Source organism: Luteimonas wenzhouensis (assembly GCF_007859305.1).
GTDB lineage: Bacteria > Pseudomonadota > Gammaproteobacteria > Xanthomonadales > Xanthomonadaceae > Luteimonas > Luteimonas wenzhouensis.
In genome coordinates this window covers 434379-452644 of the sequence record NZ_VOHE01000001.1, presented here as the reverse complement: position 1 = coordinate 452644, position 18266 = coordinate 434379, and the positions used below count along the sequence as shown (strand labels likewise).

Genomic DNA, 18266 nt, shown 5'->3' with positions numbered 1-18266 from the left:
CGCTTTGGCTGGCTGCCCGCACGGCGTGTCCGTTCAGGCGCTTGCGATAAGCTTCCGGGTCGAGTGCCCATTCTAAGGTCCGGCCGACTCCGATGCCCGTTTTCCCCAACTCCGTGCGCCGGATCCTGCCGTGCGTCGCGCTGTCGGCCTGCCTGGCAGTGGCGTGGGCGGCCCCGCCGCCAGCGTCCGATCCGCTGCGTGAAGACGTGCTCGGCGCCACCATGGCCGGCGAGTTCGCGCTCCAGGCCGGGCGCCTGGACGAGGCCGCCGCCTGGTACCTGGACGCGGCCCGCGCCGCCGGGGACGGGGATCCCGGCCTGGCCGAGCGCGCCACCCGGATCGCCCTGCTGGGCAAGGACGACCGCACCGCCGCCGCGGCGCTGGCCCTGTGGCGCGCGCGCGCGCCCGAGTCGCTGGCCATGCGCGCGGCCGAGGCCACGCTGGCGCTGCGCAACGGCCGCAGCCGCCGTGCGCTGCGCCACCTGCGCGGCCTGATGGCCGAACCCGATCCGGCCGGCTGGCGGCATGCGCTGGCGGTGATCGCGACCGGGCCGCGCGATCCGGCCGCCTCGGCCAGGATCATGCGGGCGCTGTTCGACGAGGACGCGGTGCCCGACACCCTGCACGCCTGGCTGGCCTTCGGCGACCTGGCCCAGCGCCTGGACCAGGAGCAGCTGACCCGGCTGGTGATCGCGCGCATCGTCGAGCGCTTCCCCGGCGAGCCGCGGGTGGCCCTGCTGCGCGCCTCGCAGCTGCGCGAGGCGGGCGACCTCGACGGCGCCCGCGCGGCCCTGGCCGAAGCGGGCGACGCGGTCGCGATCCTGCCCGAGCTGCGCCTGGCCCTGGCCGCCGAATACGACGCCCTGGGCGATCCGGCCACCGCCGAGCGGCTGCTGGCGAAGGGCCCCCAGGACCGCCACGTCCAGGCCGTGCGCGCCTCGCTGCTGGCCAAGGCCGAGGACCGCGAGGCGCTGGCCGCCCTTTACGAGGAACTGCGGCGCGGCGCCGCCAACCCCGAACCGGGCTACCGGCTGCTGCTGGGCCAGGTGGCCGAGTTCCTCGACCTGCACGCCGAGGCGCTGGAGTGGTACGAGAGCGTGGCCGGCGGCGAGGCGCGGCTCCAGGCCAGGCTCCAGGCCACCCGGGTACTGCACGAGCTGGATCGACGCGACGAGGCCTACGCCGCGTTGCACCGGATGCAGGCGGACGGGTCGATCAGCGACGAGGCCCGGCGCGCGGCCTACCTGGTGGAGGGCGAGCTGCGCGCGCGCGACCGCGACCTCGAGGCCGAGAACGACGCCTACGCCCGCGCCCTGGCCGACTGGCCGGACGAGCCGTCGCTGCTCTACGCCCGCGCCCTGATGTGGGAACGCTACGACGACATCGAGCGGGCCGAGGCCGACCTGCGCAAGATCCTGCTCGCCGACCCGGAGAACGTCGCCGCGCTCAACGCCCTGGGCTACACCCTGGCCGACCGCACCGACCGCTACGTCGAGGCGCTGGAGCTGATCGACCGCGCGCGGGTGGCCGAGCCGGGCAACGCCGCGATCATCGACAGCTACGGCTGGGTGCTGTACCGCCTCGGCCGCCACGAGGAAGCGCTGGTGGAACTGCGCCGGGCCTACACCCTGCAGAAGGACGCCGAGATCGCCGCGCACATCGCCGAGGTGCTCTGGGTCATGGGCCGCCGCGACGAGGCCCGGCGCTATTTCGACGACGCGCGCCGGCTCGATCCCGAGAACCGCGCGCTGCGGCGCGCGCTGGAGAAGCTCGGCGCATGAACGTGGTCCGCTCCGCGGCCGCGGCGCTGGCCGTGATGGCCTTGCTCGCCGGCTGCGTTTCGGCGCCGGTGCGCGTCCCGGCGCAGGTCGATCCGGCGGTCGCCGGTCACGCCGATGCCCGGCGCGCCTCGCTGGAGGCCTGGGGCCTGGCCGGCCGGGTGGCGATCTCCGGCGGCCGCCAGGGCGGCAGCGGCCGGCTCGACTGGGTCCAGCAGGGCGGCCGCTACGAGGTCACGCTGTCGGCGCCGGTGACCCGCCAGGGCTGGCGCCTGAGCGGCGATGCCGGGCGGGCGCGGCTCGAGGGCGTGGAGGGCGGACCGCGCGAGGGCGCGGATGTCGAGGCCCTGCTGTTGGAGGCCACCGGCTGGGACATTCCGGTCCGGGCCCTGGTCGCCTGGGTGCGGGGAGTGGCGGCGCCGGAGGCGATGCACGGCCCGGCGCGGGTCGAGTACGGCGCCGACGCGCTGCCGGTCCGGCTGGAACAGGCCGGGTGGACGATCGGCTACCGGGACTGGTTCGAGGCTGGCGCCAACCGGCCGGCGATGCCGCGCCGGATCGAGGCCAGCCGGGGCGATGCGCGGGTGCGGCTGGTGGTGGACGACTGGACCCTCGCGCCCGCCGCCCCGGAAGATGCGCCGCCGCCCGCGCACGGGCGGGACGCGGACGGCGCCGTCCACGGAGGCTGAGGATGGCCGGGCTCGCACCCGTCGACGGCTGGACCCGCTGGCCGGCCCCAGCCAAGCTCAACCTGTTCCTGCGGATCCCGCGCCGCCGCGCGGACGGCTATCACGAGCTGCAGACCGTGTTCCGGCTCCTGGCCTGGGGCGATACGGTCCGCATCCGCCTGCGCCGGGATCGTCGGATCCGCCGGGTCGGGGCGTCGGTCGCCGGCGTGGACGCGGACGACGATCTCCTGGTCAAGGCCGCACGACTGCTGCAATCGGAAGCGAACGTCGCGCTTGGTGCCGACATCTCCGTCGAAAAGCGCATCCCCGCCGGTGCCGGCCTCGGCGGCGGGTCATCCGACGCGGCGACCGTGCTGCGGGCGCTCGACCGGCTCTGGGGGCTGGACCTGGGCGAGGACCGGCTGGCCGCGTTCGGACTGGCGCTGGGCGCGGACGTGCCGGTGTTCGTGCGCGGCCGCAACGCCTGGGCCGAAGGGGTGGGCGAGCGCCTGGTTCCCCTGGAACTTCCACCGGCCTGGTACGTGCTGGTCGACCCGGGCGTCCATGCGCGCACCGCGGAGCTGTTCCAAGCCCCTGAATTGACGCGAAATGCCGCGCCCGCGACAATAGCGGACTTCGTTTCGGGAGCCTGGCTCGGCAATGCGTTCGAGCCGGTGCTGCGCCGCCGCGAACCCGCCGTCGAGGCGGCGTTCGATGCGCTGGCGCGGATCGGCCGGCCGCGCCTGACCGGGTCGGGCAGCGGCTGCTTCGTGGAGTTCGCCGACGGCGGCTCCGCGGCGGCTGCGCTGCGGCGCCTGGCGCCGGGCCTGCGGGCCTGGGTCGCGCCGGGTGCGTCGCGGTCCCCGTTGCTGGATGCGCTCGAAGGATCGGCAGTGGCTGGAGAGTGGTAGGAACCGTGGTCGGTGATTGGTGGTTGGCGATAGGTACGGCGGCGGCCGCGTCGCATCGCCAGCCACGAATGACCGGTCACGTCCGCAGGGGCGTCGCCAAGTGGTTAAGGCACCGGGTTTTGATCCCGGCATTCGTAGGTTCGAATCCTTCCGCCCCTGCCATTTCGATCGTGACTGGTGATCGCGGGTCCCCCGTTGCCCGGCGCAGGCGTGCGCCGCGGCACGGCGGGGCCCGTGGGCACCGGTCGCGGAGCCACCACCACCATCACCATCACCGCACGGTCAGAGCGGAGCGGAGCAGTCGGACATGAACGAAGACAGGAACCTGCTGATCTTCTCGGGCAACGCGAACCGGCCGCTGGCGCAGGCCGTGTGCCGCGAACTGGGCGTCCGTCCGGGCAAGGCGCTGGTGTCCACGTTCTCCGACGGCGAGCTGCAGGTCGAGATCGAGGAGAACGTGCGGCGCCAGGACGTATTCGTCATCCAGCCCACGTGCGCGCCCTGCGCCGAGCACCTGATGGAGCTGCTGGCCCTGATCGACGCGCTCAAGCGCGCCTCGGCCGCCTCGGTCACCGCGGTGGTGCCGTACTTCGGCTACGCCCGCCAGGACCGCCGCATGCGCTCCTCGCGGGTGCCGATCACCGCCAAGCTGGCGGCCAAGATGTTCACCGCCGCCGGCGCCGACGGCATGCTCACCGTCGACCTGCACGCCGACCAGATTCAGGGCTTTTTCGACATCCCGGTCGACAACGTGTACGCCTCGCCGCTGCTGCTGGCCGACATCTGGCGCGAGCACGGCACCGGCAACGTGATCGTGGTGTCTCCGGACGTGGGCGGCGTGGTCCGCGCCCGGGCCCTGGCCAAGCGCCTGGACGACGCCGACCTGGCGATCATCGACAAGCGCCGGCCCAAGGCCAACGTGGCCACGGTGATGAACATCATCGGCGAGGTCGAGGGCAAGACCTGCGTGCTGGTCGACGACATCGTGGACACCGCCGGCACGCTGTGCGCCGCCGCCGGCGCGCTCAAGGCCAATGGCGCGCAGAAGGTCGTGGCCTACTGCACCCACCCGGTGCTGTCGGGCGCGGCGATCGACAACATCACCCGTTCGCAGCTCGATGAGCTGGTGGTCACCGACACCATCCCGCTGTCGGAGGCGGCCCGTGCCTGCGGCCGCATCCGCCAGCTCAGCGTCGCCGAGATGCTGGCCGAGACGATCCGCCGGATCGCGTTCGGAGAATCCGTCAGTTCGCTCTACCTGGACTGACGCCACCGCTCGCCTGGTCGCGGGCGAGCGTTCCAGACCGCCGCGAGGCGGTCCTACCTACTGAAGAAGAGAAGCAAACATGGCAACGACTCACGAAATCAAGGTCGAGCGCCGCGAGGACGAAGGGAAGGGTGCGAGCCGCCGCCTTCGCCGCAGCGGCAAGATCCCGGCCATCGTCTACGGTGGCGACCTCCCGCCGGTCAGCATCCAGCTCGACCACGAGCCGGTGTGGCTGGCCAGCCAGCACGAGTGGTTCTACTCGTCGATCCTGGACCTGAGCCTGGGCGGCGACATCCAGAAGGTGCTGCTGCGCGACATCCAGCGCCATCCGTACAAGCAGCTGATCCTGCACCTGGACTTCCAGCGCGTGAACGAGAAGGAGACGCTGCGCACCGCGGTGCCGCTGCTGTTCGTCAACGAAGAGAAGTCGCCGGCCGGCAAGGCCGCCGACGTCGTGATCACCCGCGAGCTGAAGGAAGTGACGGTCGAGTGCCTGCCGTCCGACCTGCCGCAGGCGATCGAGGTCGACCTGTCCGAGCTCAAGGTCGGCGACATCGTCTACCTGTCGGACCTGAAGCTGCCCAAGGGCGTGGAGATCCCGCAGCTCAAGCTGGGCAAGGACCACGACGACGCGGTGGTGATTGCCAAGCACGGCCGCGAGGAGGCCGCGCCGGAAGAGGCGGCCGAGGGCGACGACGCCGCGGCCAAGCCCGACGACGGCAAGTGATCCCGGTCCGGCGGAGGGTGCCCCGCGCCGACGGCGTGGGGTGGGCCCCCGGGCGTCCGGCAGGGGCCGGCACGGCCCCTGCCGCGCGCTGAGCGGGACCGCTCCGCCGGCACGGACCCGAGCGAATGGAAGGATTGCGGCTCATCGTCGGCCTCGGCAACCCGGGGCCCGAACATGCACGGACCCGGCATAACGCCGGGTTCCGTTTCGTGGACGCCCTGGCCGAGCGGGCCGGGGCGCGCTTCGGGGCCGAGGGCAAGCTGTTCGGCGAGACCACGAAGGTCGAGGTGGCCGGGCGCAGCCTGTGGCTGCTGCGCCCGTCCACGTTCATGAACCTCAGTGGCAAGTCGGTGGTGGCTGCCCTGCGCTACTGGAAGATCGAGCCCGAACAGGCGCTGCTGGCCCATGACGAGCTCGACCTGCCGCCCGGCGTGGCGCGGCTGAAGTTCGACGGCGGCCACGGCGGCCAGAACGGCCTGCGCGACGTCATGCGCCTGCTTGGCCACGGCCGCTTCCACCGGCTGCGCATCGGCATCGGCCATCCCGGGCACAAGGACCGGGTGACCTCGTGGGTCCTGGGACGTCCCGGGACCGAGGACGACATCCTGATCAACCGGGCGGTCGACGACGCGCTCGACGTCCTCCCGCTCGCCGTCCAGGGCGACTTCAACGAGGCGATGAAGCGCCTGCACACCAGCAAGGCCTGATTCGTGGTTGGTGACTGGCGATCCGGCACCCGGGTCGCCAGTCACGAACCACCAGTCACGGAACCCCCGGAACATGGGCATCCAATGCGGCATCGTCGGCCTGCCGAACGTGGGCAAGTCGACGCTCTTCAATGCACTGACCAAGGCGGGCATCGCCGCGGCCAACTTCCCGTTCTGCACCATCGAGCCGAACGTGGGCGTGGTCCCCGTGCCCGACCCGCGGCTGGCCGAGCTGGCGGAGATCGTCAAGCCCGAGCGGGTCGTGCCGACCGTGGTCGAGTTCGTCGACATCGCCGGCCTGGTTGCCGGCGCGGCCAGCGGCGAGGGCCTGGGCAACAAGTTCCTGGCCCATATCCGCGAGGTCGACGCGATCGCCCACGTGGTGCGCTGCTTCGAGCATGCGGACGTGATTCACGTGGCCAACCGGGTCGATCCGGTCGCGGACATCGACACCATCGACACCGAGCTGGCCCTGGCCGACCTGGAGACCGTGGACAAGGCCATCGCCCGCTACGAGCGGGTGGCCAAGAGCGGCGACAAGGACGCCAGGGCGCGGCTCGAGGTCCTGGCCCGGCTGCGCGCGGCGCTGGACGAGGGCAAGCCGGCCCGTTCGGTGCCGCTGGCGGACGAGGAGCGGGTGCTGGTGCGCGAGCTGTTCCTGCTGACCATGAAGCCGGTGCTGTACATCGCCAACGTGCTCGAGGACGGGTTCCGGGACAACCCGCACCTGGACGCGGTCCGCGCCCGCGCCGCGGCCGAGGGCGCCGAGGTGGTGCCGGTCTCGGCCGCGATCGAGGAGGAGCTGAGCCAGCTCGACGACGCCGACCGCGACGAGATGCTGGCCGGCTACGGCCTCGACGAGCCCGGCCTTAACCGGGTGATCCGGGGCGCCTACCGGCTGCTGGGCCTGCAGACCTACTTCACCGCCGGGGTCAAGGAGGTCCGCGCCTGGACGGTGAAGGCTGGCTCCACCGCGCCCCAGGCCGCCGGGGTGATCCACAGCGACTTCGAAAAGGGCTTCATTCGCGCCGAGACCATCTCCTACGAGGACTTCGTCCGCTATCGTGGCGAGGCTGGCGCGCGCGAGGCCGGCCGGCTGCGCCTGGAGGGCAAGGACTACCGGGTGCAGGAGGGCGACGTCCTGCATTTCCGCTTCAACGTCTGACCGGAGGGGCCCGGATGGAACCGGACGCGATCGCCATGGATGCGGGGAGGGGTGGGCTGCGCGGGCGGGCGCTGGCCTGGGTCGAGTCGGCCCCGGTGCAGCGGTTCGTGGTCGGGGTGATCGTGGCCAATGCGGTCATCCTCGGCATGGAGACCTCCCCGGCGCTGCGCGACGCGGCCGGCGGCTGGCTGGCCGTGCTCGACCAGGCCTGCCTGGCGGTGTTCGTGGTCGAGCTGACGCTGAAGCTGTGGGGCCACGGCCCGCGCTTCTTCCGCAGTGGCTGGAACGTGTTCGACCTGGTGGTGGTCGGGATCGCGCTGGTGCCGGCCTCCGGGCCGTTCGCCGTGCTGCGGGTGCTCAGGGTGCTGCGGGTGCTGCGGCTGGCCTCGATGATGCCCAGGCTGCGCTTCGTGGTGGAGGCGCTGCTGCGGGCGATCCCGGGCATCGGCGCGATCGCCGCGCTGATGCTGATCCTGTTCTACGTCGCCGCGGTGGTGGCCACCGGCATGTTCGGCGAGCGCTTCCCGCACTGGTTCGGCAGCCTCGGCGCCTCGCTCTACACCCTGTTCCAGGTCATGACCCTGGACAGCTGGTCGTCCGGACTGGTGCGCCCGGTGATGGAGGCCTACCCCTGGGCCTGGGTGTTCTTCGTGCCCTTCATCCTGCTCGCCACCTTCACCATGTTGAACCTGTTCGTCGCCATCATCGTCAACACGATGCAGGCGCTCCAGGAGCAGGGCGCGGGCGCCGGGCATGAGCGGGAGGCAGGTGCCCCGGCGCCGTTTCCGGGCGCGGCCGCGGGCGGCGCGGACCCGGGCCTGGTCGCGCTCGGGGACGAGATCCGCCTGCTGCGGACCGAGCTGGAACAGCTGCGCCGGGCGACCGGCGCAGCTGGCGAAAGTGCGCGTTGACAGTCCGCCACGGCATGGTCAAAATAACGGGCTGTTTCACGGGTTTGCGCTTCTGACGGAGGGATACCCAAGCGGCCAACGGGGGCAGACTGTAAATCTGCTGGCTTACGCCTTCGGTGGTTCGAATCCACCTCCCTCCACCAGTCGGTCCAGCGCAGGCACGAGGTTTCCGCACGGCGCGGGAGTAGTTCAATGGTAGAACCTCAGCCTTCCAAGCTGATGGTGCGGGTTCGATTCCCGTCTCCCGCTCCATTGCCCTGCTGCAGGTCCCGCGCCAGGCAACAACAATTCACGCTCACGTAGCTCAGTCGGTAGAGCACCTCCTTGGTAAGGAGGAGGTCGATGGTTCGATTCCATTCGTGAGCACCATACAAGGCGGGCCAGGCCCGCGACGACCCGGCCGCCAGCGGCCGGGTTTCCACACCGGCAAAAACAACAACGTCAGCGAGAGTCACAGTCATGGCAAAGGGTAAGTTCGAGCGCACCAAGCCCCACGTGAACGTGGGCACGATCGGCCACGTGGACCACGGCAAGACGACGCTGACGGCGGCGCTGACGAAGATCGGCGCGGAGCGTTTCGGGGGCGAGTTCCACGCCTACGACGCGATCGACAAGGCGCCGGAGGAGAAGGCGCGCGGGATCACGATCTCGACCTCGCACGTGGAGTACGAGTCTCCGACGCGCCACTACGCGCACGTGGACTGCCCGGGCCACGCGGACTACGTGAAGAACATGATCACGGGTGCGGCGCAGATGGACGGCGCGATCCTGGTGGTGTCGGCGGCGGACGGCCCGATGCCGCAGACGCGCGAGCACATCCTGCTGGCGCGGCAGGTGGGCGTGCCGTACATCGTGGTGTTCCTGAACAAGGCGGACATGGTGGACGACGCCGAGCTGCTGGAGCTGGTGGAGATGGAGGTCCGCGAGCTGCTGAGCAAGTACGAGTTCCCTGGCGACGACACCCCGATCGTGAAGGGTTCGGCGCTCAAGGCGCTGGAAGGCGACCAGTCGGAGATCGGGGTGCCGGCGATCATCCAGCTGGTGGAAGCGCTGGACCGCTGGATTCCGGAGCCGCAGCGTGACGTGGACAAGCCGTTCCTGATGCCGGTGGAGGATGTGTTCTCGATTTCGGGTCGCGGCACGGTGGTGACGGGGCGCATCGAGCGCGGCGTGATCAAGGTGGGCGACGAGATCGAGATCGTGGGCATCCGTCCGACGGCCAAGACGACGGTGACGGGCGTGGAGATGTTCCGCAAGCTGCTGGACCAGGGCCAGGCGGGCGACAACGCGGGCCTGCTGCTGCGCGGCACCAAGCGCGACGAGGTGGAGCGCGGCCAGGTGCTGGCGAAGCCGGGCACGATCACCCCGCACACCGAGTTCGAGGCGGAGGTGTACGTGCTGTCGAAGGACGAGGGCGGCCGCCACACGCCGTTCTTCAAGGGTTACCGCCCGCAGTTCTACTTCCGCACCACGGACATCACCGGCGCGGTGACGCTGCCGGAGGGCACGGAGATGGTGATGCCGGGCGACAACGTGAAGATGTCGGTGTCGCTGATCAACCCGATCGCGATGGACGAGGGCCTGCGCTTCGCGATCCGCGAGGGCGGCCGGACCGTCGGCGCGGGCGTGGTGTCGAAGATCATCAAGTAAGCACGGACCCCGCCACGGCGGGGACCGGAACCGGGTGCCGCGGCAGGCCACCGCGCGGCGCCCGGCCCGGATCGGGGCAAGGCGGCGCAAGCCGCCGTTGCCTTTTCCGGGGGCGGGGCGAATTTCCGTACGCCAGTAGCTCAATTGGCAGAGCAGCGGTCTCCAAAACCGCAGGTTGGGGGTTCGAGTCCCTCCTGGCGTGCCATCCAGAGTAGCGAGACGAGTGAACAGCAGAGTCGAACAACCCGGGTCCGCTTCCGCGGCCGACATGGTCAGGTACGCGCTGGCGCTGCTGCTGGTCGCCGCCGGGGTGTTCGCGTTCTACTGGTTCGACGGCCAATGGCCCGGCGCCGCCCGGATCGCGGTGGTGGCGGTGGCGGTCGTGGCCGCCGCCGCGGTGTTCATGACCACCGCCAAGGGCCACCAGACGCGGGAGTTCCTCTACGAGTCGCGCTTCGAGCTGCGCAAGGTGGTCTGGCCCACCCGCCAGGAGGCCACCCGCATGACCTGGGTGGTGATCCTGGTGGTGGTCATCATCGCGCTGCTGCTGGCCGGGTTCGACGCGGTCATCCAGTGGCTGGTCAAGCTGTTCCTTGCCCAATGACGGAGAGTACGGGCCCGATGGAAGCGCAAGGCGTCAAGCGTTGGTATGTGGTGCACGCGTACTCCGGCTTCGAGAAGTCGGTGGCGCAGGCGCTCCGCGACCGGATCGCCCGTGCGGAGATGCAGGACCGCTTCGGCGACGTGCTGGTCCCGACCGAGGAGGTCGTGGAGATGCGCTCCGGCCAGAAGCGGCGCTCCGAGCGCAAGTTCTTTCCCGGCTACGTCCTGGTCCAGATCGCCACCCATGAGGAGAACGGGATCCCCCGGATCGACAGCGAGTGCTGGCACCTGGTCAAGGAGACCCCCAAGGTGATGGGCTTCATCGGCGGGACCGCCGACCGCCCGCTGCCGATCCGCGACGAGGAGGCGGCCGCGATCCTCGACCGGGTCCAGGAAGGGGTCGAGAAGCCGCGCCCGAAGGTCCTGTTCGAGCCGGGCCAGATGGTCCGGGTCATCGACGGCCCGTTCAACGATTTCAATGGCGTGGTCGAGGAAGTCAACTACGAGAAGAGCCGCCTGCGGGTCGCGGTCCTGATCTTCGGCCGCTCCACCCCGGTGGAGCTGGAGTTCGGGCAGGTCGAGAAGGCCTGACCCCTGCCTGGTCGGGCCGGGCTGCCCGAAGGCCAGGAAACCCGCTATACTAGCCGGCTCCCCGCCCCCGGGATGCCGGGTGACAGCGTCGGCCGCCGCGATGGCGGCCTTTCGTGCGGTCGGGGCACCGCGACGCCGGGACGCGTGATTTTCCCGGCCCGATGGGGAGCCTGAACGGCGCTAGCACCCGGAGAGTCCAAGCATGGCGAAGAAAGTCATCGGCTACATCAAGCTGCAGGTCAAGGCCGGGCAGGCCAATCCGTCCCCGCCCGTCGGTCCTGCCCTGGGCCAGCGCGGCCTGAACATCATGGAGTTCTGCAAGGCGTTCAATGCCGCCACGCAGAAGCTCGAGCCGGGCCTGCCGATCCCGGTCATCATCACCGCGTACTCCGACCGCACCTTCACCTTCGTCACCAAGAGCCCCCCGGCCACGGTGCTGTTGAAGAAGGCGTCCGGCGTGGGCACCGGCTCGAAGCGGCCCAACACCGAGAAGGTGGGCAAGGTGACCCGCAAGCAGCTGGAAGAGATCGCCAAGGCGAAGGAGGCCGACCTCACGGCGGCCGACCTGGAGGCGGCGGTACGCACCATCGCGGGCTCGGCCCGTTCGATGGGCCTGGTGGTGGAGGGCTGAGGACATGGCACTGACCAAGCGACAGAAGGCGATCAAGGCCGCGGTGCAGCCGGGCAAGGCGTATCCGGTCGACGAGGCGCTGCAGATCGTCAAGGAACACAGCAAGGCCAAGTTCGTCGAGGCCGTGGACGTCGCCGTCCGTCTGGGCGTCGACGCCAGGAAGTCGGACCAGCAGGTGCGTGGCTCGACCGTGCTGCCGCAGGGCACCGGCAAGACCGTCCGCGTGGCGGTGTTCGCGCCCCCGGGCGCCAAGGCCGACGAGGCCCTGGCCGCTGGCGCCGACGCCGTGGGCATGGACGACCTGGCCGAGAAGATGCAGGGCGGCGACCTGAACTACGACGTGGTCATCGCCACCCCCGACGCGATGCGCGTGGTCGGCCGGCTCGGCACCCTGCTCGGTCCGCGCGGCCTGATGCCCAACCCCAAGGTGGGCACGGTGTCCCCGAACCCGGGCGAGGCGGTGAAGAACGCCAAGGGCGGCCAGGTCCGCTACCGCACCGACAAGGCGGGCATCATCCACTGCACCATCGGCAAGGCCGACTTCGAGCCCGAGCGCCTCAAGGAGAACCTGCAGGCGCTGCTGGCCGACCTGGTCAAGGCCAAGCCGGCCGCCGCCAAGGGCCAGTACCTGCAGAAGGTCTCGATCAGTTCGACGATGGGCCCCGGCGTCATCGTCGACCACTCGACGCTCAACCTGAAGTGATATGCCCCCGGGCGGCGCGGCCACGCGACGCCCGGGGTGGAAGTTTTGGGGGCACCGGCCGGGGCATTGGCGCCGGCCGGAGCCGTCAAAGACCGCAGGCGCGGCTGACGCCGCGGCGGCGACGGGCAGGGAAGCTCGGAATGGCAGGGAATCGCCGCCGTCGCCGGCCAGGCCGCTTAATCCCGGGTGCGAGAGCACGAAGGGGCCTGCGTAGATGGTTGCCGCCCTCCAGTGATTGGTTCGACCGGTTCCTGGAAAACGGCCGCCAGACGGAACGCCCTCCGTGGCGTTCCCCGCGTCGAGGGAACGATGCGGCACATGGCCTGTCTCGGCGTAGGTGCGCCGGGGCGGAATTGAAGCAAGAGAGGAAGCGCAATGGCTCTGAATCTGAACCAGAAGAAGGAAGTCGTTGCCGAACTGGCCGAGGTCGCCTCCAAGGCGCACTCGCTGGTCGCCGCGGAGTACGCGGGTCTCACGGTCGAGCAGTTGACCGACTTGCGCAAGAAGGCCCGCCAGGCGGGCGTGTTCCTGAAGGTTGCCAAGAACACGCTGGTCTCGCGCGCGGTGGAAGGGACCGACTATGCCGTCATCCAGGACGAGCTGACCGGCCCACTGCTGTTCGCCTTCTCGCAGGAAGACCCCGGCGCCGCCGGCCGTCTCATCAAGGACTTCGCCAAGACCGCCGACAAGCTGAAGCCGCGCCTGGTTTCGCTGGGTGGGCAGAAGTACCCGGGCTCCCACGTGGATGTCCTGGCGTCGCTGCCGACCCGCGAGCAGGCCCTGGCCATGCTGGTGGGCCTGATCGCGCAGCCGGCCACCATGCTGGCCCGCGTGCTCGCCGAGCCCGCCGCGCAGACCGCCCGCGTGATCAACGCGGTCGGCCAGCAGAAGGCAGCCTGAAGTCCGCGTTGAGCGCCGTTCGCAACGCCATCGATCCGATCGTCATACGAACCAATCAGTCAAGGTAATCACAATGTCCCTTTCCAACGAGCAAATCCTGGAAGCCATCGGCAGCAAGACCCTCGTCGAGGTGATGGAGCTGGTCAAGGCTTTCGAAGAGAAGTTCGGTGTGTCCGCTGCCGCCCCGGTCGCCGTGGCCGCCGGCCCGGCCGCTGCCGGCGCTGCCGCCCCGGCCGAGGAGCAGACCGAGTTCAACGTCGTGCTGAAGTCGGCCGGCGAGAAGAAGGTCGAGGTCATCAAGGTGGTGCGCGCCATCACCGGCCTGGGCCTGAAGGAAGCCAAGGACCTCACCGAGGCCGGCGGCACCGTGAAGGAAGGCGCTTCGAAGGAAGACGCCGAGAAGATCAAGAAGGACCTGGAAGCCGCCGGCGCGACCGTCGAGGTCAAGTGACGCCACGGTCCGGGACGTCCTCGGGCGCCCCGGGCCGCCGCCACTTCGACCCGCACGCCGGGTCGCGGCAGCTCCCCGCCCCCGGCGGGGACCAGCAAGAGGAAAAGATTGGCCCTCAACCGAGCGCAAATCGAAGCAGCAGCCACCGTGTGCCCGCCCCGGCGGGCGCGCCGGTGGGACCCGAGGCTGGGGACGCATGTCTCCGGCCTTCGGTCGTTGTAAGGCGGAGGCCCGCCGCCGGTGTCCGCACCACGGCGCCCGGCCGCGGAACCGCCGCTCCAACAGTTGTCAGTGGTCAGTAGCAGGAGAGGGCGTGCTGGTGCCGGCAATACCAGCGACTGCCCAGTGACAACTATCCGTTTTCCCGGACGCGCGCCCGCGCGCGCCCAAGACCGAGGCATCAGCCCCCCATGACGACTACCCAGCTCCAGTCGGATTACTCGTTCACCGAGAAGAAGCGCATCCGCAAGAACTTCGGCAAGCGCCGCTCGATCCTCGAGGTGCCGTTCCTGCTCGCGATCCAGGTCGACTCCTACCGCGAGTTCCTGCAGGCGGACGTCGAGCCCGGCAAGCGCCAGGACAAGGGCCTGCACGCCGCGCTCAAGTCGGTGTTCCCGATCGTCAGCTACAACGGCTACGCCGCGCTGGAGTACGTCGGCTACAAGCTCGGCGAGCCGGTGTTCGACGAGCGCGAGTGCCGCCAGCGCGGCATGAGCTACGGCGCGCCGCTGCGCGTGACCGTGCGCCTGGTGATCTACGACCGCGAGTCGTCGAGCAAGGCGATCAAGTACGTGAAGGAGCAGGAAGTGTACATGGGCGAGATCCCGCTCATGACCGAGAACGGCACCTTCATCGTCAACGGCACCGAGCGCGTCATCGTTTCCCAGCTGCACCGCTCGCCGGGCGTGTTCTTCGACCACGACCGCGGCAAGACCCACAGCTCGGGCAAGCTGCTGTTCTCGGCCCGCGTGATCCCCTACCGCGGCTCGTGGCTGGACTTCGAGTTCGACCCGAAGGACGCGCTGTACACCCGCATCGACCGCCGCCGCAAGCTGCCGGTCAGCGTGCTGCTGCGCGCGCTGGGCTACTCCAACGAGGAGATGCTCAACGAGTTCTTCGAGATCAACACCTTCCACATCCTGCCCGAGGGCGAGGGCGTGCAGCTGGAGCTGGTGCCCGAGCGCCTGCGAGGCGAGACCCTGAACTTCGACCTGGCCGATGGCGAGAAGGTGATCGTGGAGGCCGGGCGCCGCATCACCGCCCGCCACGTGCGCCAGCTCGAGGCCTCGGGCATCACCGCGCTGGCGGTTCCCGACGAGTACCTGGTCGGGCGGGTTCTGTCGCACGACGTGGTCGACGCCTCCACCGGCGAGCTCATCGCCTCGGCCAACGACGAGATCACCGAGGAAACCCTGCAGGCGCTGCGCAAGGCCGGCATCGACGCCATCGGCACGATCTGGACCAACGACCTCGACCGCGGCCCGTACCTCTCCAACACCCTGCGTGTCGACCCGACCAAGACCCAGCTCGACGCGCTGGTCGAGATCTACCGCATGATGCGTCCGGGCGAGCCGCCGACCAGGGACGCCGCGCAGAACCTGTTCCACAACCTGTTCTTCGCCTTCGAGCGCTACGACCTCTCGGCCGTGGGCCGGATGAAGTTCAACCGCCGCCTGGGCCGCCGCGAGGTGACCGGCGCGCCGGTGCTCTACGACGCGAAGTACTTCGCCGAGCGCAAGGACGAGGAGTCCGTGCGCATGCGCGAGCAGTACGGCGACATGTCCGACATCCTGGACGTGATCAAGGTGCTGTGCGAGATCCGCAACGGCCGCGGCGTGGTCGACGACATCGACCACCTGGGCAACCGCCGCGTGCGTTCGGTGGGCGAAATGGCCGAGAACGTGTTCCGCGTCGGCCTGGTGCGCGTCGAGCGCGCCGTGCGCGAGCGCCTGACCATGGCCGAGGCGGACGGCCTGACCCCGCAGGAACTGATCAACGCCAAGCCGGTCGCGGCCGCGGTCAAGGAGTTCTTCGGCTCCTCGCAGCTGTCGCAGTTCATGGACCAGAACAACCCGCTGTCGGAGGTCACCCACAAGCGCCGCGTCTCGGCGCTGGGCCCGGGCGGCCTGACCCGCGAGCGCGCCGGCTTCGAGGTGCGCGACGTGCATCCCACCCACTACGGTCGCGTCTGCACCATCGAGACTCCGGAAGGCCCGAACATCGGCCTGATCAACTCGCTGGCGGTGTTCGCCCGCACCAACCGCTACGGCTTCCTCGAGACGCCGTACCGCAAGGTCGTGGACGGCAAGGTCACCGACGAGATCGAGTACCTGTCGGCGATCGAGGAGAACGAGTTCGTCATCGCCCAGGCCAATGCGCCGCAGGACGCCGAGGGCAACCTCGACGCCCAGTTCGTGGCCTGCCGCTACCAGGGCGAGAACCTGCTCAAGCCGCCGAGCGAGGTCCACTACATGGACGTCTCTCCGATGCAGACCGTGTCGGTTGCGGCCGCGCTGGTGCCGTTCCTGGAGCACGACGACGCCAACCGCGCGCTGATGGGCGCGAACATGCAGCGCCAGGCGGTGCCGACGCTGCGCGCCGAGAAGCCGCTGGTGGGCACCGGCATCGAGCGCGCGGTGGCGCGCGACTCGGGCGTGACCGTGAACGCGCGCCGCGGCGGCGTGATCGAGCAGATCGACGCGGCCCGCATCGTGGTCAAGGTCAATGAGGACGAGATCTCGGGCGAGACCGACGCCGGCGTCGACATCTACAACCTGATCAAGTACACCCGCTCCAACCAGAACACCTGCATCAACCAGACCCCGCTGGTGAACGTGGGCGACGTGGTCGCGCGCGGCGACGTGTTGGCCGACGGCCCCTCGACCGACCTGGGCGAGCTGGCGCTGGGCCAGAACATGCTGGTCGCGTTCATGCCCTGGAACGGCTACAACTTCGAGGACTCGATCCTGCTCTCCGAGCGCGTGGTCCAGGAGGACCGCTACACCACCATCCACATCGAGGAGCTGACCTGCGTCGCCCGCGATACCAAGCTGGGCCCGGAGGAGATCTCGGCCGACATCCCGAACGTCTCCGAGCAGGCGCTCAACCGCCTCGACGAGTCGGGCGTGGTGTACATCGGCGCCGAAGTGCGCGCCGGCGACATCCTGGTCGGCAAGGTCACGCCCAAGGGCGAGAGCCAGCTGACCCCCGAGGAGAAGCTGCTGCGCGCGATCTTCGGCGAGAAGGCCTCCGACGTGAAGGACAGCTCGCTGCGCGTGCCGCCGGGCATGGACGGCACCGTCATCGACGTGCAGGTCTTCACCCGCGACGGCATCGAGAAGGACAAGCGCGCCAAGCAGATCGAGGAATCCGAGATCAAGCGCGTCAAGAAGGACTTCGACGACCAGTTCCGGATCCTCGAGGCCGCGATCTACGACCGCCTGCGCTCGCAGCTGATCGGCAAGGTCGCCAACGGCGGCCCCGGCCTGAAGAAGGGCGACACCGTCACCTCGCTGGTGCTCGACGGGCTGAAGAAGTCCGACTGGTTCCAGCTGCGGATGAAGGACGAGGACGCCGCCGAGGCGATCGAACGCGCGCAGAAGCAGATCGAGGTGCACGAGAAGGAGTTCGAGAAGCGCTTCGCCGACAAGCGCGCCAAGATCACCCAGGGCGACGACCTCGCCCCGGGCGTGCTGAAGATGGTCAAGGTCTACCTGGCCGTGAAGCGCCGCATCCAGCCCGGCGACAAGATGGCCGGCCGCCACGGCAACAAGGGCGTGGTGTCCACGATCGTTCCGGTCGAGGACATGCCCTACATGGCCGACGGCACCACCGTCGACATCGTGCTCAACCCGCTGGGCGTGCCGAGCCGCATGAACATCGGCCAGATCCTGGAGACCCACCTGGGGTGGGCCGCGAAGGGCCTGGGCCGGAAGATCGACCGCATGCTGCAGGCGCAGGCCAACGTGGCCGAGCTGCGGGAGTTCCTCGACCGGATCTACAACCACGACGGGGAGGCGCTGGCCCAGCGCGTGGACCTGTCGCAGTTCAGCGACGAGGAGCTGATCGAGCTGGCCACGAACCTGGTCGACGGCGTGCCGATGGCCACCCCGGTGTTCGACGGCGCGACCGAGGCCGAGATCAAGAAGATGCTCGAGCTCGCCGACCTGCCGACCAGCGGCCAGACGCAGCTGTACGACGGCCGCACCGGCGAACCGTTCGAGCGCCCGGTGACCGTGGGCTACATGCACATGCTGAAGCTCAACCACCTGGTCGACGACAAGATGCACGCGCGTTCCACCGGCCCGTACTCGCTGGTCACCCAGCAGCCGCTGGGCGGCAAGGCGCAGTTCGGTGGCCAGCGCTTCGGCGAGATGGAGATGTGGGCGCTGGAGGCCTACGGCGCGGCCTACACCATGCAGGAGATGCTGACGGTGAAGTCCGACGACGTGCAGGGCCGCAACCAGATGTACAAGAACATCGTCGATGGCGAGTACGAGATGGTCGCGGGCATGCCCGAGTCCTTCAACGTGCTGGTCAAGGAAATCCGCTCGCTGGCCATCAACATGGAGCTTGAGGAGCACTGAGGCGCCGCGCGCGGGCG

At 69.8% G+C, this 18266-nt stretch carries 16 protein-coding genes and 5 tRNA genes; all 21 read left to right on the top strand.

Going from position 1 to position 18266, the window contains the following annotated elements; translation table 11 throughout:
- The first annotated feature begins 92 nt into the window (after positions 1–92).
- The 21 genes from FQY79_RS02030 to rpoB all read left to right on the top strand — a co-directional run bounded on the left by FQY79_RS02030 (position 93) and on the right by rpoB (position 18249).
- Positions 93–1781, top strand: coding sequence for a tetratricopeptide repeat protein (locus tag FQY79_RS02030; protein WP_146310255.1), 1689 nt, complete (start codon positions 93–95; stop codon positions 1779–1781).
- A complete protein-coding gene (gene lolB, locus FQY79_RS02025; RefSeq protein ID WP_146310253.1) occupies positions 1778–2467 on the top strand; it encodes a lipoprotein insertase outer membrane protein LolB in 690 nt (229 codons plus the stop codon). Before FQY79_RS02030 ends, lolB begins: the two co-directional genes overlap by 4 nt.
- 2 nt (positions 2468–2469) lie before the next feature.
- Positions 2470–3357: a 4-(cytidine 5'-diphospho)-2-C-methyl-D-erythritol kinase gene (gene ispE, locus FQY79_RS02020; protein WP_146310251.1), complete on the top strand. Its 888-nt coding sequence runs from the start codon at positions 2470–2472 to the stop codon at positions 3355–3357.
- 86 nt (positions 3358–3443) lie between these two features.
- Positions 3444–3519 (top strand) — tRNA-Gln (locus tag FQY79_RS02015).
- A gap of 145 nt (positions 3520–3664) precedes the next feature.
- Positions 3665–4624, top strand: coding sequence for a ribose-phosphate diphosphokinase (locus FQY79_RS02010; RefSeq protein WP_146310249.1), 960 nt, complete (start codon positions 3665–3667; stop codon positions 4622–4624).
- A gap of 79 nt (positions 4625–4703) precedes the next feature.
- Positions 4704–5351, top strand: coding sequence for a 50S ribosomal protein L25/general stress protein Ctc (locus FQY79_RS02005; RefSeq protein ID WP_146310247.1), 648 nt, complete (start codon positions 4704–4706; stop codon positions 5349–5351).
- A 125-nt stretch (positions 5352–5476) separates the two neighbouring features.
- Positions 5477–6058 carry an aminoacyl-tRNA hydrolase gene (gene pth / locus FQY79_RS02000; RefSeq protein ID WP_146310245.1) on the top strand — a complete coding sequence of 194 codons (582 nt, stop codon included), beginning with the start codon at positions 5477–5479 and terminating at the stop codon, positions 6056–6058.
- A 73-nt stretch (positions 6059–6131) separates the two neighbouring features.
- Entirely contained in the window at positions 6132–7223 is a 1092-nt protein-coding gene (gene ychF / locus FQY79_RS01995) for a redox-regulated ATPase YchF (protein ID WP_146310243.1), read from the top strand.
- A gap of 14 nt (positions 7224–7237) precedes the next feature.
- Positions 7238–8134 carry an ion transporter gene (locus tag FQY79_RS01990; RefSeq protein WP_222434229.1) on the top strand — a complete coding sequence of 299 codons (897 nt, stop codon included), beginning with the start codon at positions 7238–7240 and terminating at the stop codon, positions 8132–8134.
- A 57-nt stretch (positions 8135–8191) separates the two neighbouring features.
- A tRNA-Tyr gene (locus tag FQY79_RS01985) sits at positions 8192–8277 on the top strand.
- Positions 8278–8312: 35 nt separating this feature from the next.
- Positions 8313–8386: transfer RNA gene (locus tag FQY79_RS01980), tRNA-Gly, on the top strand.
- A 41-nt stretch (positions 8387–8427) separates the two neighbouring features.
- Positions 8428–8503, top strand: a tRNA-Thr gene (locus tag FQY79_RS01975).
- Positions 8504–8593: 90 nt separating this feature from the next.
- Complete coding sequence (tuf, locus tag FQY79_RS01970) at positions 8594–9784, top strand: elongation factor Tu (RefSeq protein WP_146310220.1); 1191 nt, start codon at positions 8594–8596, stop codon at positions 9782–9784.
- A 129-nt stretch (positions 9785–9913) separates the two neighbouring features.
- Positions 9914–9989, top strand: a tRNA-Trp gene (locus FQY79_RS01965).
- An 18-nt stretch (positions 9990–10007) separates the two neighbouring features.
- Positions 10008–10388 carry a preprotein translocase subunit SecE gene (secE, locus tag FQY79_RS01960; RefSeq protein WP_146310241.1) on the top strand — a complete coding sequence of 127 codons (381 nt, stop codon included), beginning with the start codon at positions 10008–10010 and terminating at the stop codon, positions 10386–10388.
- 17 nt (positions 10389–10405) lie between these two features.
- Positions 10406–10978, top strand: coding sequence for a transcription termination/antitermination protein NusG (gene nusG, locus FQY79_RS01955; protein ID WP_186759685.1), 573 nt, complete (start codon positions 10406–10408; stop codon positions 10976–10978).
- A 202-nt stretch (positions 10979–11180) separates the two neighbouring features.
- Positions 11181–11609 (top strand): 50S ribosomal protein L11, encoded by a 429-nt coding sequence (rplK, locus tag FQY79_RS01950; protein ID WP_146310237.1) that lies wholly within the window; start codon positions 11181–11183, stop codon positions 11607–11609.
- Positions 11610–11613: 4 nt separating this feature from the next.
- Positions 11614–12312 (top strand): 50S ribosomal protein L1, encoded by a 699-nt coding sequence (gene rplA / locus FQY79_RS01945; RefSeq protein ID WP_146310235.1) that lies wholly within the window; start codon positions 11614–11616, stop codon positions 12310–12312.
- A gap of 375 nt (positions 12313–12687) precedes the next feature.
- Positions 12688–13212: a 50S ribosomal protein L10 gene (rplJ, locus tag FQY79_RS01940; protein ID WP_146310233.1), complete on the top strand. Its 525-nt coding sequence runs from the start codon at positions 12688–12690 to the stop codon at positions 13210–13212.
- A 73-nt stretch (positions 13213–13285) separates the two neighbouring features.
- Positions 13286–13663 (top strand): 50S ribosomal protein L7/L12, encoded by a 378-nt coding sequence (rplL, locus tag FQY79_RS01935; RefSeq protein ID WP_146310231.1) that lies wholly within the window; start codon positions 13286–13288, stop codon positions 13661–13663.
- Between the two features lie 410 nt (positions 13664–14073).
- Positions 14074–18249 (top strand): DNA-directed RNA polymerase subunit beta, encoded by a 4176-nt coding sequence (rpoB, locus tag FQY79_RS01930; RefSeq protein ID WP_146310229.1) that lies wholly within the window; start codon positions 14074–14076, stop codon positions 18247–18249.
- The last annotated feature ends 17 nt before the right edge of the window (positions 18250–18266 follow it).

Bases quoted from the DNA above. Each gene is read 5' to 3' on its own strand.
- FQY79_RS01990 (WP_222434229.1), top strand. From the start codon at position 7,238: ATGGAACCGGACGCGATCGCCATGGATGCGGGGAGGGGTGGGCTGCGC.
- ychF (WP_146310243.1), top strand. From the start codon at position 6,132: ATGGGCATCCAATGCGGCATCGTCGGCCTGCCGAACGTGGGCAAGTCG.
- rplA (WP_146310235.1), top strand. From the start codon at position 11,614: ATGGCACTGACCAAGCGACAGAAGGCGATCAAGGCCGCGGTGCAGCCG.
- tuf (WP_146310220.1), top strand. From the start codon at position 8,594: ATGGCAAAGGGTAAGTTCGAGCGCACCAAGCCCCACGTGAACGTGGGC.
- FQY79_RS02030 (WP_146310255.1), top strand. From the start codon at position 93: ATGCCCGTTTTCCCCAACTCCGTGCGCCGGATCCTGCCGTGCGTCGCG.
- rplK (WP_146310237.1), top strand. From the start codon at position 11,181: ATGGCGAAGAAAGTCATCGGCTACATCAAGCTGCAGGTCAAGGCCGGG.
- rpoB (WP_146310229.1), top strand. From the start codon at position 14,074: ATGACGACTACCCAGCTCCAGTCGGATTACTCGTTCACCGAGAAGAAG.
- rplL (WP_146310231.1), top strand. From the start codon at position 13,286: ATGTCCCTTTCCAACGAGCAAATCCTGGAAGCCATCGGCAGCAAGACC.
- FQY79_RS02005 (WP_146310247.1), top strand. From the start codon at position 4,704: ATGGCAACGACTCACGAAATCAAGGTCGAGCGCCGCGAGGACGAAGGG.
- FQY79_RS02010 (WP_146310249.1), top strand. From the start codon at position 3,665: ATGAACGAAGACAGGAACCTGCTGATCTTCTCGGGCAACGCGAACCGG.
- lolB (WP_146310253.1), top strand. From the start codon at position 1,778: ATGAACGTGGTCCGCTCCGCGGCCGCGGCGCTGGCCGTGATGGCCTTG.
- rplJ (WP_146310233.1), top strand. From the start codon at position 12,688: ATGGCTCTGAATCTGAACCAGAAGAAGGAAGTCGTTGCCGAACTGGCC.
- ispE (WP_146310251.1), top strand. From the start codon at position 2,470: ATGGCCGGGCTCGCACCCGTCGACGGCTGGACCCGCTGGCCGGCCCCA.
- pth (WP_146310245.1), top strand. From the start codon at position 5,477: ATGGAAGGATTGCGGCTCATCGTCGGCCTCGGCAACCCGGGGCCCGAA.
- nusG (WP_186759685.1), top strand. From the start codon at position 10,406: ATGGAAGCGCAAGGCGTCAAGCGTTGGTATGTGGTGCACGCGTACTCC.